13 protein-coding genes are annotated in these 14,342 nt (G+C 43.0%); all 13 read left to right on the top strand.

Annotated features, from left to right (window positions below; translation table 11 throughout):
• The first annotated feature begins 6 nt into the window (after positions 1–6).
• The 13 genes from flhB (at position 7) to NDQ71_RS06150 (ending at position 14,333) form a co-directional block, all read left to right on the top strand.
• Positions 7–1,137, top strand: coding sequence for a flagellar biosynthesis protein FlhB (flhB, locus tag NDQ71_RS06210; protein WP_192540942.1), 1,131 nt, complete (start codon positions 7–9; stop codon positions 1,135–1,137).
• A 73-nt stretch (positions 1,138–1,210) separates the two neighbouring features.
• On the top strand, positions 1,211–3,319 hold the full coding sequence (gene flhA / locus NDQ71_RS06205) for a flagellar biosynthesis protein FlhA (RefSeq protein WP_064666546.1): 2,109 nt from the start codon (positions 1,211–1,213) through the stop codon (positions 3,317–3,319).
• A 23-nt stretch (positions 3,320–3,342) separates the two neighbouring features.
• Positions 3,343–4,824 carry a flagellar biosynthesis protein FlhF gene (gene flhF, locus NDQ71_RS06200; protein WP_064666547.1) on the top strand — a complete coding sequence of 494 codons (1,482 nt, stop codon included), beginning with the start codon at positions 3,343–3,345 and terminating at the stop codon, positions 4,822–4,824.
• Positions 4,817–5,677, top strand: a complete 861-nt coding sequence (locus NDQ71_RS06195) for a MinD/ParA family protein (RefSeq protein ID WP_145239360.1) — start codon at positions 4,817–4,819, stop codon at positions 5,675–5,677. The genes flhF and NDQ71_RS06195 overlap by 8 nt, the downstream gene beginning before the upstream one ends.
• Before the next feature lie 26 nt (positions 5,678–5,703).
• Entirely contained in the window at positions 5,704–6,414 is a 711-nt protein-coding gene (locus tag NDQ71_RS06190; RefSeq protein ID WP_064666638.1) for an RNA polymerase sigma factor FliA, read from the top strand.
• A 40-nt stretch (positions 6,415–6,454) separates the two neighbouring features.
• Positions 6,455–6,838, top strand: a complete 384-nt coding sequence (gene cheY / locus NDQ71_RS06185) for a chemotaxis response regulator CheY (protein ID WP_016708035.1) — start codon at positions 6,455–6,457, stop codon at positions 6,836–6,838.
• 17 nt (positions 6,839–6,855) lie between these two features.
• Positions 6,856–7,620 (top strand): protein phosphatase CheZ, encoded by a 765-nt coding sequence (locus NDQ71_RS06180; protein ID WP_301562419.1) that lies wholly within the window; start codon positions 6,856–6,858, stop codon positions 7,618–7,620.
• A 14-nt stretch (positions 7,621–7,634) separates the two neighbouring features.
• Entirely contained in the window at positions 7,635–9,836 is a 2,202-nt protein-coding gene (locus NDQ71_RS06175) for a chemotaxis protein CheA (RefSeq protein ID WP_301562418.1), read from the top strand.
• Positions 9,837–9,903: 67 nt separating this feature from the next.
• Positions 9,904–11,034: a chemotaxis response regulator protein-glutamate methylesterase gene (locus NDQ71_RS06170; protein WP_283710348.1), complete on the top strand. Its 1,131-nt coding sequence runs from the start codon at positions 9,904–9,906 to the stop codon at positions 11,032–11,034.
• Positions 11,027–11,791 carry a flagellar motor protein gene (locus tag NDQ71_RS06165; RefSeq protein WP_064666552.1) on the top strand — a complete coding sequence of 255 codons (765 nt, stop codon included), beginning with the start codon at positions 11,027–11,029 and terminating at the stop codon, positions 11,789–11,791. Before NDQ71_RS06170 ends, NDQ71_RS06165 begins: the two co-directional genes overlap by 8 nt.
• Positions 11,791–12,753, top strand: coding sequence for a flagellar motor protein MotB (locus NDQ71_RS06160; RefSeq protein WP_192540937.1), 963 nt, complete (start codon positions 11,791–11,793; stop codon positions 12,751–12,753). The genes NDQ71_RS06165 and NDQ71_RS06160 overlap by 1 nt, the downstream gene beginning before the upstream one ends.
• 8 nt (positions 12,754–12,761) lie before the next feature.
• Positions 12,762–13,532 carry a ParA family protein gene (locus NDQ71_RS06155; protein ID WP_064666554.1) on the top strand — a complete coding sequence of 257 codons (771 nt, stop codon included), beginning with the start codon at positions 12,762–12,764 and terminating at the stop codon, positions 13,530–13,532.
• Between the two features lie 3 nt (positions 13,533–13,535).
• Positions 13,536–14,333, top strand: coding sequence for a chemotaxis protein CheW (locus tag NDQ71_RS06150; RefSeq protein WP_283710351.1), 798 nt, complete (start codon positions 13,536–13,538; stop codon positions 14,331–14,333).
• The last annotated feature ends 9 nt before the right edge of the window (positions 14,334–14,342 follow it).

Genomic DNA, 14,342 nt, shown 5'->3' with positions numbered 1-14,342 from the left:
AGAGTGATGGCTGAAGATTCTGGTCAAGAAAAAACTGAAGAACCCACAGGGAAAAAAATAGAAGAGTCGAAAAAGAAAGGCCAAATAGCGCGCTCTAAAGAGCTCGGCACCATGTTTGTGCTGATTTTTTCTGCTATCTCATTGTTATTGTACGGGCCTGAAATTGGCAAGGGTTTGTATAATATAATGGGCAGAACACTTAGTCTTAACCGTAACGAAACCTACGATACCACCAAGATGTTTTCAGTGTGGGGCGCTGTTGCCGATGCGTTGCTATTTCCGATGGCGATGTTTGTATTGATCATTGTACTGGCGGCTTTTATTGGCAACACTTTGCTCGGCGGCTTTAACTTTAGTTGGCAAGCAGCAGCACCAAAAGCCAGCAAAATGTCGCCAGCCAAAGGCATTAAACGTATGTTTGGTCCGCAAGCGGGAGTTGAACTGGTTAAATCAATTCTAAAATTTGCGGTGGTGGCCGGTTTCGCGGTCTTTTTGATCAATACTTTTTTTGATGAAATTCTTCATCTGAGTATAGAGAGTGCGCCGGGAAACATTATTCATGCTCTAGAAATACTGGCGTGGATGTTTTTAGGATTAACTTGCACTTTAACGATTATTGCGGCTATCGATGCGCCGTATCAAAGTCATAAGCACCACAAAGAGTTAAAAATGACTCTGCAAGAAGTGAAAGACGAATATAAAAACTCTGAAGGTGATCCACAAATCAAAGCCCGTATCAGACAAACGCAAAGACAAATGTCGCAGCGCAGAATGATGCAAGATGTGCCAGATGCCGATGTGGTAGTAACAAACCCAACCCATTACTCAGTAGCGTTAAAATACGACACAGAGCGTGCAGGAGCACCTGTTGTGGTTGCCAAAGGCGTCGATGAAATGGCGATGCAAATTAGAAAAATAGCCCTGGGTAACGAAGTTCCCATTGTAGAGTCCCCGATGCTAACGCGGGCACTGTATCATACCGCTGAGGTGGGTGATCAAATTCCAGATCAACTATTCACGGCTGTGGCGCAAGTACTTGCTTATGTATTTCAGCTAAAGCGTTTTCAAAAAGGTCGCGGCAAACGGCCAACAAAATTAAATAAAACGTTGCCCATCCCAGATGCCTATAAATACTAAATCAACTTAATTAATAACTTGGAATAGTTATTGCAAATTCCGTGTAGTGTCAATTTTTTGAAATTGTAGAATTATGGAATTTAAAGCTGTATTACAACAACTTAATAAAGATAAAAAAGAGTATTTGAAAGGCGTTGGTACGCCTTTACTAGTGCTTGCAGCGCTGGGAATGGTGATATTACCGTTACCGCCATTTTTACTCGACATTCTTTTTTCGTTTAATATAGCTTTAGCGCTAGTGGTTTTGTTGGTGACTGTATACACCATGAAACCGGTAGAGTTTGGTATGTTTCCTGCAGTGTTGCTGATTGCAACCATTATGCGTTTAGCACTTAATGTTGCCAGTACCCGAGTCGTTTTGTTGGAAGGGCATAACGGCGGGGACTCTGCCGGTAAAGTAATTGAAGCGTTCGGCTCTGTGGTGATCGGTGGTAATTATGCCGTTGGTTTGGTTGTATTTTTAATCTTGATCATCATTAACTTTGTAGTAATTACCAAAGGTGCTGGGCGTATTTCTGAAGTATCAGCGCGTTTTACCCTTGATGCGATGCCTGGTAAACAAATGGCCATCGATGCAGATTTAAATGCAGGTTTTATTAGTGCAGAGCAAGCGCGAGACCGACGTGAAGAAGTTACCCGTGAAGCTGATTTTTACGGCTCAATGGATGGTGCGAGTAAATTTGTAAAAGGCGATGCAATTGCCGGTATTGTTATTTTGGTCATTAATATAGTCGGTGGTTTATTTGTTGGCATGATCCAACATGACTTAAGCTTTGGTAACGCCATGGAAGTGTATACCTTGCTGACCATCGGTGATGGCCTAGTTGCACAATTACCATCATTACTGTTATCAATCGGCACAGCAATCGTTGTAACCCGTCAAAATGAATCGCTCAATATGGGCGACCAATTCAAGAAACAACTTGGTAACGAAAAATCATTATTTATCGCGTCAGGTATTTTAATTGTGATGGGCTTAGTGCCGGGTATGCCGCATTTTGCATTCTTAAGCTTAGGTGCGTTACTTGGTTATCTCGCTTATTATGCGCAGCAAAGTAAACTTAAGGAAGCAGCAGCGAAAGAAGCAGAGACTGAAAATGGAGGCGCTGCAGGCACCGGTGTCGCAAATAAACAAGAGCAGAAAGAGCTTGGCTGGGATGACGTTCAGCAAGTGGATGTTATCGGTCTTGAAGTTGGCTATCGGTTAATTCCATTGGTTGATCAATCACAAGGTGGCGAGCTGTTAAACCGGATCAAAGGGGTACGCAAGAAGCTATCTCAAGAGCTCGGGTTTTTAGTACCCCCAGTGCATATTCGCGATAACTTAGAACTTGACCCTAATGCTTATAGAATCACCATGATGGGTGTATCAACTGGGGAAGGCGAGCTGAAACATGGCGATGAGTTGGCGATCAATCCTGGGCAAGTATTTGGCCCTATCAAAGGCATTGAAACAAAAGATCCTGCTTTTGGTTTAGATGCTGTTTGGATCAAACCCGATCAAAAAGATGAAGCACAATCGCTTGGTTATACCGTGGTCGATGCTGCAACGGTGGTTGCAACACACATTAGCCAATTATTAACCAATAGCGCGGCGTTATTGCTTGGTCATGAAGAAGTACAAAACCTGCTTGATATGCTTGCTAAGAGTCACCCTCGTTTAGTTGAAGGACTCGTGCCAGATACCTTGCCACTGACGGTTATAGTAAAAGTATTGCAAAACCTATTAAATGAAGGCGTTGCTATTCGTGACATGCGCTCAATTGTGCAAACCCTTGTTGAGTATGGTCCACGTAGCCAAGACCCAGACGTATTGACGGCTGCAGTGCGCATTTCGTTACGTAGATTAATTGTTCAAGACGCTGTGGGTATGTCATCAGAAATCCCTGTCATAACCTTGGCGCCTGAGTTGGAACAGATGTTGCATCAGTCACTGCAAAATGCAGGCGACGAAGGGGCCGGAATAGAACCAGGACTTGCAGAGCGACTTCAACAATCTTTAAATGAAGCGCATCAAAATCAAGAAATGGCCGGTGAACCTTCGATATTGCTAACGTCAGGAATGTTACGCACTGTGTTATCTCGTTTTGTTAAGTACACCATTCCAGGATTGCGAGTGATGTCTTACCAAGAGGTACCAGACGAAAGACAGATCAAGATTGTCAGCTCAGTAGGCCAATAACCGGATTTTAAAGGGGTTGAACCATGAAAATAAAACGTTTTTTTGCTAAAGATATGCGTACCGCACTAAAAGAAGTTAAAGATGAACTCGGTGTTGATGCGGTGATCATGTCAAATAAAAAGTTAGCCAATGGGGTCGAAATTGTCGCCGCGGTTGATTATGAAAAAGCTGCCCCTAAAGCTCCTGCACAGCCACAAGCTACAACGGCGCAAGCGCAAAGCAATGCACACTTTGTTAAACCAGCGCCGCAACGTAGCCAGTCGGAACCAACTGCACCGGTAGCAGATAGCCTACAAGCATTATTAGAACGCCAGTCTCCTCGTCCGCGCTCACCAGAGCTTGCTTCTATGTTTAGCCAATCAGGCATCGATACAGCAACCCAGTATCAGCCGCAGCAACAATCGCAAACACAGCCTGCGCGTCATGAAGCACAAGCTCATCATGATTTTACACGTCGCGATAACGCGCCGCGTCCACAAACACAAGCACACAGCTTAGGGTTTGATGATGAACTTGAAAGTGGTTTTGATGACCTCGATGCGCCAATGCCAAACAAAAGTGCAGCCAAAACCGATGAAATGACCGCCATGCGAGATGAAATGGCTGCGATGCGTCAATTACTTGAATATCAGGTCTCTGGTTTAATGCAACAAGATATGGCTCGTCGCGACCCAACCCGTGCTTGCATGATTGATCGTTTAGTGGGTATGGGCATCGACAGCGAAGTAGCAGAGCAAATGGCGTGTTTCATTCCTGATGATGTGTCGCGTCAGCAAGCATGGCAAGCACTGTTGCAAATGGTTGAAAACCAAATGCATACCACTAATAACGAAATTTTACGCCAAGGTGGTGTTTATGCACTTGTTGGCCCGACCGGAGTGGGTAAAACAACCACGGTGGCTAAACTTGCAGCCCTTGGTGCACAGAAATATGGTGCTGATAAAGTAGCCCTTATTACAACTGACACCTACCGTATTGGTGCTTATGAGCAATTAGCCACTTATGGCCGTATTATAGGCTGTGGTGTTAAACAAGTAAAAGATGCCAATGAATTAGCAGAAGTTTTATATCATTTACGTAATAAGCGTCTAGTATTAATAGATACTGCTGGTATGAGCCAACGCGATTTACGCTTAACTGAGCAATTAAACACGCTCATGCGTAATCAACGTGTCGATATTCGTAACTATTTAGTGCTCAGCGCCACAGCACAAATTAACGTATTGCAAGAGACGGTAAGACACTTTAAAAAAGTACAATTAAGTGGCTGTATTTTCACTAAATTAGATGAATCGCTAAGTTTAGGTGAGATTATTAGTATAGCGATTCAAAATCGCCTCCCAATAGGGTATCTTACTAACGGTCAGCGCGTTCCTGAGGACATTCGGGTCGCTAATGCAGAGAAATTAGTAAAAAAAGCTGAACAATTGTATTTAAAAAGAACAAAAGCACAACATTCAAGACGTCAAGCAGTAGCGTCAAGCACAGTAGGGATGTATGATTAACACAGTATTAGATCAAGCAAGTGGCCTGCGTAAAATGAGTCAAAACAATAATAACGGCGTTAAAGTTATCGCTGTCACAGGTGGTAAAGGAGGGGTTGGTAAAACTAACGTCTCACTAAACACTGCGATTGCGTTAGGTCAACTCGGAAACCGAGTATTAGTACTGGATGCCGATTTAGGTTTGGCAAATTGTGATGTGATGTTAGGACTGCGAGTAGAGCGCAACCTCTCTCATGTATTATCAGGTGAATGTGAACTTGATGAAATTTTAGTTGAAGGTCCTGCAGGCATAAAAATAGTGCCTGCAACTTCTGGCTCACAAAGCATGGTCGAACTTTCTCCCTCTGAGCATGCCGGTTTGATCCGTGCTTTTAGCGAATTAAATACTGAATTTGATATATTAATCGTAGATACCGCTGCTGGTATTTCTGACATGGTGTTAAGTTTTTCGCGCGCAGCGCAAGATGTCATGGTGGTCGTATGCGATGAACCAACCTCAATCACCGATGCTTATGCATTAATCAAGGTATTAAGCCGTGAGCATGGCGTATATAAATTTAAAATCGTGGCTAATATGGTGCGCAGTATGCGTGAAGGCCATGAACTATTTGCTAAACTCTCAAAAGTAACAGATCGCTTTTTGGATGTATCGATGGAGTTGGTGGCAACCGTCCCTTATGATGAAAACATGCGTAAAGCAACGCGCCGGCAAAAAGTGATTGTTGATTTATTTCCAAATTCTCCAGCAGCAATAGCATTTAAAACATTAGCGACAAAAGCAGTTAAATGGCCTATACCTAATCAACCTTCTGGTCATTTAGAATTTTTCATAGAAAAACTAGTAAACGGCTAACTATGACGGCATCGGTGAATAAAGCGATGGGATATCAATCTACACAAAATTTAAATGTGATTGTTGAACGACATGCTTCACTTGTCAAAAAAGTGGCGTGCCATTTAATTGCTCGTTTACCTGCGAGTGTGCAACTTGACGATTTGATTCAATCGGGAATGATAGGGTTAATTGAAGCATCAAAGAATTTTGATGCAAGCAAGGGCGCAAGCTTTGAAACCTTCGCAGGCATTCGTATTCGCGGCGCGATGCTTGATGAAATGCGCCGTGGCGATTGGGCACCTCGTTCTGTGCACCGTAATAGCCGCAGAGTAGCAGAGGCTATTAGTGAACTTGAAAGTGAACTTAATCGCGAACCCAAAGACATTGAAGTTGCTGAAAAACTTGATATTACACTAGATGAGTACCATCATATTCTTAGTGATGTAAATTCCAGTAAAGTGCTTGGAATAGAAGATTTAGGGGTTGATGAAGATGTTATTACCCCAGTCGGACATGATTTAGCGCTAGACAAGCCCTTTAATAACGTTAAAAATGAACGCTTTAATCAATCATTGTTAGCAGCTATACAATCCTTACCTGAACGAGATGGGTTAGTATTGTCATTGTATTATAACGATGAAATGAATTTAAAAGAGATTGGACATATACTCGATGTAAGCGAATCGCGTGTGAGTCAGATACATGGTCAGGCGATGATTAAGCTCAAAGCAAAAATCAATGACTGGATAAATTAGTAGTAAGTAAATATAGGTTCAGACCTCACCGGAGGATGTTTTGGATAAAAACATGAAAATTCTTGTTGTTGATGATTTTTCGACGATGAGACGTATTATCAAAAATCTGTTAAGAGATTTAGGTTTTACAAATGTACAAGAAGCTGATGATGGCTCAACAGCGCTACCAATGTTACAGAATCAGGAGTTTGATTTTGTGGTAACAGATTGGAACATGCCGGGCATGCAAGGGATTGATTTGTTGCGTGCTATCAGGGCTGATGACAGCCTCAAACATATTCCAGTTTTAATGGTAACAGCAGAAGCTAAAAAAGAACAAATTGTTGCTGCTGCCCAAGCGGGTGTTAACGGTTATATCGTTAAACCATTTACAGCTGCAACACTTAAGACCAAATTGGAAAAAGTGTTTGAGCGTTTAGGTTAAATAAATAGGAGAGGCTTATGTCAGCACCAGCTGCGCCTCAGATCAGTTTAGAACAAGCCCGTCAGCTTGTGGTTTACCTTGAAAACGGTGAACAAGATAAAGCTGATCAATTAATTATTGATGCGGCGTCAAAAGAGCAATCAGAATTATTTGCCGAAGTTGGCAAACTGACGCGTCAGCTGCATGACGCGTTGAAAAATTTTGAGCTTGATACACGTTTAGCTGATTTGACGACTGAAGCTATCCCTGACGCTAAGCAGCGCCTTAATTATGTTATGGAAATGACAGAAAACGCTGCTAATAAAACTATGGATGCGGTAGAAGCAAGTTTACCTATTGCTCAACAACTCGCTGATGAAATTTCACATATTAAGCCGACATGGGACCGTCTCATGAATCGTGAAATTGAACTGGGAGAGTTTAAAACACTGTGTCATAGCTTAGATAAGTTTATGAATAACTCGCAGACTAAAACGGATGAATTGCAAGGGCTAATGACCAATGTGTTAATGGCGCAAGATTTCCAAGATTTAACCGGTCAAGTTATTCGCCGGGTAATCGAATTAGTTAGAGAAGTAGAAGACAGCTTGATCCACTTGTTGACAGCATTTGGTAGCCAAGATGACAGCGAAACAAAAATAGTAGCACCAGCCATTGAAAAACCGCCTGCTGAAAATACACTTGCAGGCCCAGAAGGGCCAATTATTGATAAAGAATCTCGTGATGATGTTGTCAACGGGCAAGATGATGTAGATGATTTATTATCAAGCTTGGGCTTCTAAGAGGAGAAAACTGCATGAGCTTTGAAGTCGATGAAGATATTTTACAAGATTTTCTAGTAGAGGCTGGAGAAATTCTTGAGCTTTTGTCAGAACAGCTGGTGGAGCTTGAAAATAACCCAGATGATACCGAATTACTCAATGCAATTTTCCGTGGTTTTCATACGGTCAAAGGCGGCGCTGGCTTTTTAAGTATGACCGAGTTGGTTGATGCTTGTCATGGTGCTGAGAACGTGTTCGACTTATTACGCCAAGGTGTACGTAAAGTTAATTCTGAGCTGATGGATGTTATCCTGCAAGCGCTCGACACAATTAATGAAATGTTCGCGACTATTCAAAGTAGAGAAAAGCCAGAGCCTGCAGATCCTGAATTACTCGCTGTATTACATAAATTAGGCATGCCACCAACTGCTGATGAAATAAGTGGTGCATCTTCAGTTGAGGATACACCGACTCCGGTTGTCGATGCGGATGCTATTTTAGATGATGACGATCCATTTGCATTTGACTTATTATTCGATGGCCAAGTTGATAGCGATGCCAGTGATGTGCAGATTGATGAAATTACTGAAGATGAATTTGAAAGCTTACTTGATGAGTTACATGGTAAAGGCCAAAGCCCAATAACCACAACGGGCTCAGTGACTAGTGATTCATCGAGTAGTGATATTACCGATGATGAGTTTGATAACTTATTAGATGAATTACATGGTGTTGGTAGCTTTGGTATGGTGAGCAATAATACTGCAAGTAGCAAAGAAGTTGCAGAGCCAACCCCCTCGCCAGTTGATGCAGCAAAAAGCAGCAGCCCAGATGAAATCAGTGATGATGAATTTGAAGCCCTGCTTGATGAGCTACATGGTAAAGGGACTGCTCCCCAAGCAACAGAGTCAACACCTACGCCAGCCCCCGCAGTTAAGCCATCTGCTCCTATTGCTAAGCCTGAAGCTAAAACACCAGCTCCAAGTGAGGTAAGTAAGGTGGTTGAAAAGCCAACCCCTACAGCAACGCCTGCGCCAGCCCCTGCTGCGGCTAAAAAAGCGCCACCGCCTCAAGCTGATACCACAGTACGCGTTGATACTAAGCGTCTTGACCAAATAATGAATATGGTTGGTGAGTTAGTATTAGTTCGTAATCGTCTCGTGAGCCTTGCCACCAATACTGAAAGTGAAGCGATGGGTAAAGCCATCTCAAACCTTGATGTAGTGACAGCAGATTTACAAGGTGCGGTGATGAAAACGCGAATGCAACCAATCAAAAAAGTGTTTGGTCGCTTCCCTCGCGTAGTACGAGATTTAGCGCGGAGCTTGAAAAAAGACATCAATTTGTTATTGGTTGGTGAAGAAACTGATTTAGATAAAAACTTAGTTGAGGCACTGGCCGATCCACTAGTCCACTTAGTACGTAACTCAGTTGACCATGGTATTGAAATGCCGGATGTGCGTGAAGCCGCAGGTAAATCGCGTACAGGTACAGTGACACTTTCAGCATCTCAAGAGGGTGATCATATCTTGCTTACCATTCGTGATGATGGTGCGGGTATGGATCCTGAAAAGCTGAAAAAAATCGCTATTAGTAAAGGGGTGCTTGATCACGAGCAAGCTGCACGCTTGTCTGATACCGAAGCATACAACCTGATTTTTGCGCCAGGCTTTTCGACTAAAGAACAGATCTCGGATATTTCAGGCCGTGGTGTGGGTATGGATGTGGTGAAAACCAAAATTACCCAACTTAATGGTTCTGTGAGTATTCAATCTGAGCTCGGTGTGGGTACTATTTTAGAAATTAAAGTGCCGTTAACATTGGCTATTTTGCCAACATTGATGGTGATAGTTGGCGAGCAGACATTTGCATTACCGCTGGCTGGTGTGAATGAAATATTCCATCTTGATTTAACCAAAACAAATGTTGTTGATGGCCAATTAACCATCATAGTGCGTAAAAAAGCGCTGCCGTTATTTTATTTAGAGCACTGGTTAGTCAAAGGTGCCGATCGTTCACAACGCAAAGCGCAAGGTCATGTGGTGATTGTGCAAATTGGTACACAGCAAGTCGGTTTTGTTGTGGATTCATTGATTGGTCAAGAAGAAGTGGTTATTAAACCGCTTGATGCTTTATTACAAGGTACACCGGGTATGGCGGGGGCAACAATTACCTCTGATGGTGGTATAGCGCTAATTTTAGATGTGCCAAACCTGTTAAAGCACTACGCACGCTAGTCCATTCTTATCTTAACGCGGGAGCCATTTTTGGCTCTCGCAGATAAAATTTAACAAGAGTATGCCAATGGCAGTTAAAGTTTTAGTTGTTGATGATTCAAGTTTTTTTCGCCGCAGAGTGAGCGAAATACTCGAGCAAGATAAGGATATTGAAGTCATTGGTTTTGCGGTAAATGGCCGAGAAGCCGTAGACAAAGCAAATCAATTACGACCAGATGTAATCACCATGGACGTTGAAATGCCAGTGCTTGATGGTATTAGCGCTGTAAAAGAGATCATGGCAGCTAACCCAACGCCAATCCTGATGTTTTCGTCACTCACACGTGATGGCGCAACAGCGACCTTAGATGCACTTGACGCGGGCGCTTTAGATTTTTTACCGAAAAAGTTTGAAGATATTGCTCGCAATAATGAAGATGCAATTAAACTACTCCAAAATAAAGTAAAAGAAATTGGCCGTAGACGGTTATCACGTTTTAGCCGGCCTGCACCAGCAACGCCTTCATCTACGTCTACAGCAACTACCTCGCGGCCTGCAATTACTCAGCCGGATATAAGTTTTAACCGTAGTGCTACGCCGAGCGCTGGTCCAGCTGCGAGTATTCGTGCCTCAGGAAAGAAATATCAAATTGTCGCTATTGGTACTTCTACTGGTGGGCCTGTTGCACTACAAACGATTTTGACTCAGTTACCGGCTAATTTCCCACACCCTATTTTGTTAATTCAACACATGCCTGCAGCATTTACGCCAGCATTTGCAGCGCGTTTAAATGGGTTATGTAAAATACAAGTAAAAGAAGCTCAACAGGGTGATAAATTAATGCCAGGCGTGGCTTATTTGGCACCAGGTGGTCAGCAAATGTTGATTGAAGGGCGAGGTGGAAGTCGCACTTTACGGGTTTTTGAAGACGATAGTGCACGGATCACCTATAAGCCGAGTGTTGATGTAACCTTTGCTAGTACAGCTAAAGCCTATCAAGGTGATGTACTCGCTGTTGTGTTAACTGGAATGGGAGCCGATGGACGCGATGGCGCAAGAATGCTGAAACAAGCAGGTGCGACAATTTGGGCACAAGATGAAAAAACCAGTGTGGTTTATGGTATGCCGCAAGCGGTTGCAAGTGCTGGTTTATCATCGGCAAGTATCGCGCTGAGCGATGTTGCAACTCGATTAGTTCGTGAGATTGGTTGTGGATAAGTTGTCATTTTTAGGCCTGATAGTTGCATTGTGTGCAATTGGCTTCGGATATTCATTGGAGGGCGGGGTCGTTAGTGCGTTATTTAATGGCCCAGCATTGATAATTGTACTCGGTGGCACGCTCGGCGCAGTGATGCTGCAAACCCCTGCCAGCACATTCAACAAAGTATTAAAGATTAGTCATTGGGTGTTTTTCCCGCCGCGTCATGATATTGATGGGGCAATTGAACAAGTTAAAAGTTGGTCACAGAAAGCGCGTCAAGAAGGTTATTTGGCACTAGAAGAGATTGCGTTGACGCACTCTGATCCTTACGTTGCCAAAGGCTTGAGTTTACTGGTTGATGGTCATAGTGAGCAAAAGCTCAGAGACACACTAGAAATTGATTTATTACTAGAGCGCGAACGCCTGCTTGAAGCCAGCCGTGTCTATGAAGCATTGGGTGGTTACAGCCCAACTATTGGTATTTTAGGCGCAGTACTTGGATTGATTCAGGCAATGTCGTTTATTACCGATCCTGAAAAATTAGGCGCGGGTGTTGCAACTGCTTTTATCGCTACAATTTATGGTGTTGGCTTAGCAAATTTATTATTTCTGCCAATGGCTAACAAGCTGCAGCAGCAAGTTGAACAAAAAATGCTTTACCACGAGTTACTCGCTGAAGGCATTATTGCGATGAGCCAAGGAGATAGCCCTGTTAATATAGAGCTCAAACTTGAAGCGTATCGCGTTGAGCGACCAACTCAGTTACAACAATAATGATGCGTCGCCGCCTTCGTCATTCGTCGAGTAAAAACCAACATACTGAACGTTGGCTAGTTTCCTATGCTGATTACATGACCATTATGTTTGCGTTTTTTGTGGTGATGTATGCTATTGCCATCAATAAAGAAGAAAGCTTTCAAATTTTATCTGACTCACTAGAACAAGTGTTTGATAAATCAGCTCGTCAGCATTCCCAAGAAGGCCAAGGCGTCACTGGGTCTGGCTTATTAACTGATAGGGTTAGCCCCGAGAAAGAGCTGCTGTTTGGTGAAAGCATTCAAAAGCAAGAAGTTGGCCCAGAACTGCTTGATGGCCAAAGTGATACAAGTAATATAAAACAAAAGCATTTAGGTAAACCTCTGGATAGTTTACAGACTAAACTGCAATCAGCGTTAATTGATGAAATACGCGACGGTGAAGCCAGCTTAGAGCTACACCAAGATTGGTTGATTATTGAATTAAGCTCTGGGATGTTGTTTTCAAGTGGTAGTGCCGTGGCTCACTTACGTGCAAAGCAAGTGATCAAACAAGTAAAAGATATTATTGCCCCGGTTGATAATTACATTCGCGTACGTGGCTATACTGATAACGAAACAATTCGAAATGAAATGTTTCGCTCTAATTGGGAATTGTCGGTCGCTCGGGCAACGTCTATGTTAGTAGAGCTTGAGAGTTTAGGCATAAACCCAGCTCGTATGGCCATCGAAGGCTATGGGCAATATTCGCCTTTTGCTGAGAATGACACCGAGCAAGGCCGTGCAGAAAATCGTAAAGTAGTGGTGGCATTATCTAAATATGGTTTACCACCGAAACCTGAGGTCACAGAAGAGCAAGCTGTGCAGCAACTAGCAGCAGAGCCGCAAGCAATTGAGTTGCCAAGTGATGATAACAGCATTAAAGTGATCCAACTCCCACATGGTGGCATACGAATTACAACGCGCAATGAAAAAAAATAAGGTGTGATGTGAAAATCTGGACGGTAGCGAATCAAAAAGGCGGAGTAGGGAAAACCACCACGGCCGTAAGTTTAGCTGGCATATTAGCGCTGCAAGGAAAGCGAGTATTACTGATTGATACTGATCCCCATGCATCTTTAACCTATTACTTTGGCATTGACTCTGAAGATTTAGAAGTCAGTGTTTATGATATATTTGCTCGTGGTAACGCCATGGCCAGTGAAGAAATTTTACAAGCGCTGTGCCCATCAAATATTGATAATTTGGACATTTTGCCTGCAACTATGGCAATTGCCACCCTTGACCGCAGTATGGGCAATAAAACGGGGATGGGGCTGATATTAAAAAAAGCATTAACAAAAATCAGTGAACATTATGATTATGCAATATTAGATTGTCCGCCAGTGCTGGGTGTTTTAATGGTCAATGCGTTGGCCGCCAGTGAGCGTATTTTAGTGCCGGTGCAAACAGAGTTTTTAGCGCTAAAAGGACTTGACCGGATGATGCGAACGATGGAGTTAATGCAAAGCTCGCAATCAAAGCAGTATCAATATACCATTATCCCGACAATGTATGATAAGCGCACCAATGCATCTTTAGAAGCATATAAAACATTACAGCAAACGTACCAAGAAAAAGTATGGCCAGGGGTAATACCGGTAGATACCAAGTTTCGTGATGCAAGTTTAGCCCAGCAAGTACCTATTCAGTATTGTCCGCGCTCACGAGGTGTGTATGCATATCGCGCATTACTCGATTATTTGATTGAACAAGGTTAATGAATGAGTAAGCAATTATTTGCTAATGAAAAAGTAATGACCCAGTACTTGGGGGCTTTACTGTGCGAAGAGGAAGAGTCAACAGACTTAGAGCCGGTTGCAAAATTACTCGAACAAGTGTCACCGACAGACACTAACAATAAAATGCCAGCGAAGGCGTCGCAGCAAACGATTGTACAGCCAAATGCACTGGACGAGCCAAAACCAACTGCGCAAGCAAAAATACCCGAACAAATTACACCGCCCCTTGAGAAACCGCAGATCCAAGCTAATATCAATGATATAGCTAAAGTTGCTACACACGCTGATGCCGTTGAGGCAAAAACGCCTGTGCAGCGTCAAGAGGATTATTTTGATGGCGAATTTCAAGCATTATTCTTTGAGGTCGCGGGGTTAACCCTTGCAGTGCCTCTTAAGGCGCTTGGTGGGATCCATCAATTAGGTGAAGTGAACCAACTATTCGGTAAACCTAAATGGTTTAAAGGGGTTATGCTCAATCGTGAGGAAAACCTGAATGTGGTTGATACCGCTCGTTGGGTGATGCCAGAAAAGTATACCCAAGAGTTAGAAGACAAATTAAACTACCAATACTTGATCACTTTAGGTGATAGCCAATGGGGATTGTTGGCAGAAAAGCTGGTAAATAACATCACACTACGAAGTGAAGATGTGAAATGGCGAGCTAAAAGTGGCAAGCGGCCTTGGCTTGCAGGGGTAATTAAAGAAAAAATGTGTGCCTTAATTGATGTGCAAAGCTTAAATCAATTATTAGAGCAAGGTTTAGATAGCCGCGAGCAGTAACGATATTCG

Source organism: Pseudoalteromonas sp. KG3 (genome assembly GCF_030436385.1).
GTDB lineage: Bacteria > Pseudomonadota > Gammaproteobacteria > Enterobacterales > Alteromonadaceae > Pseudoalteromonas > Pseudoalteromonas prydzensis.
This window is presented reverse-complemented; position numbering and strand designations above follow the sequence as displayed.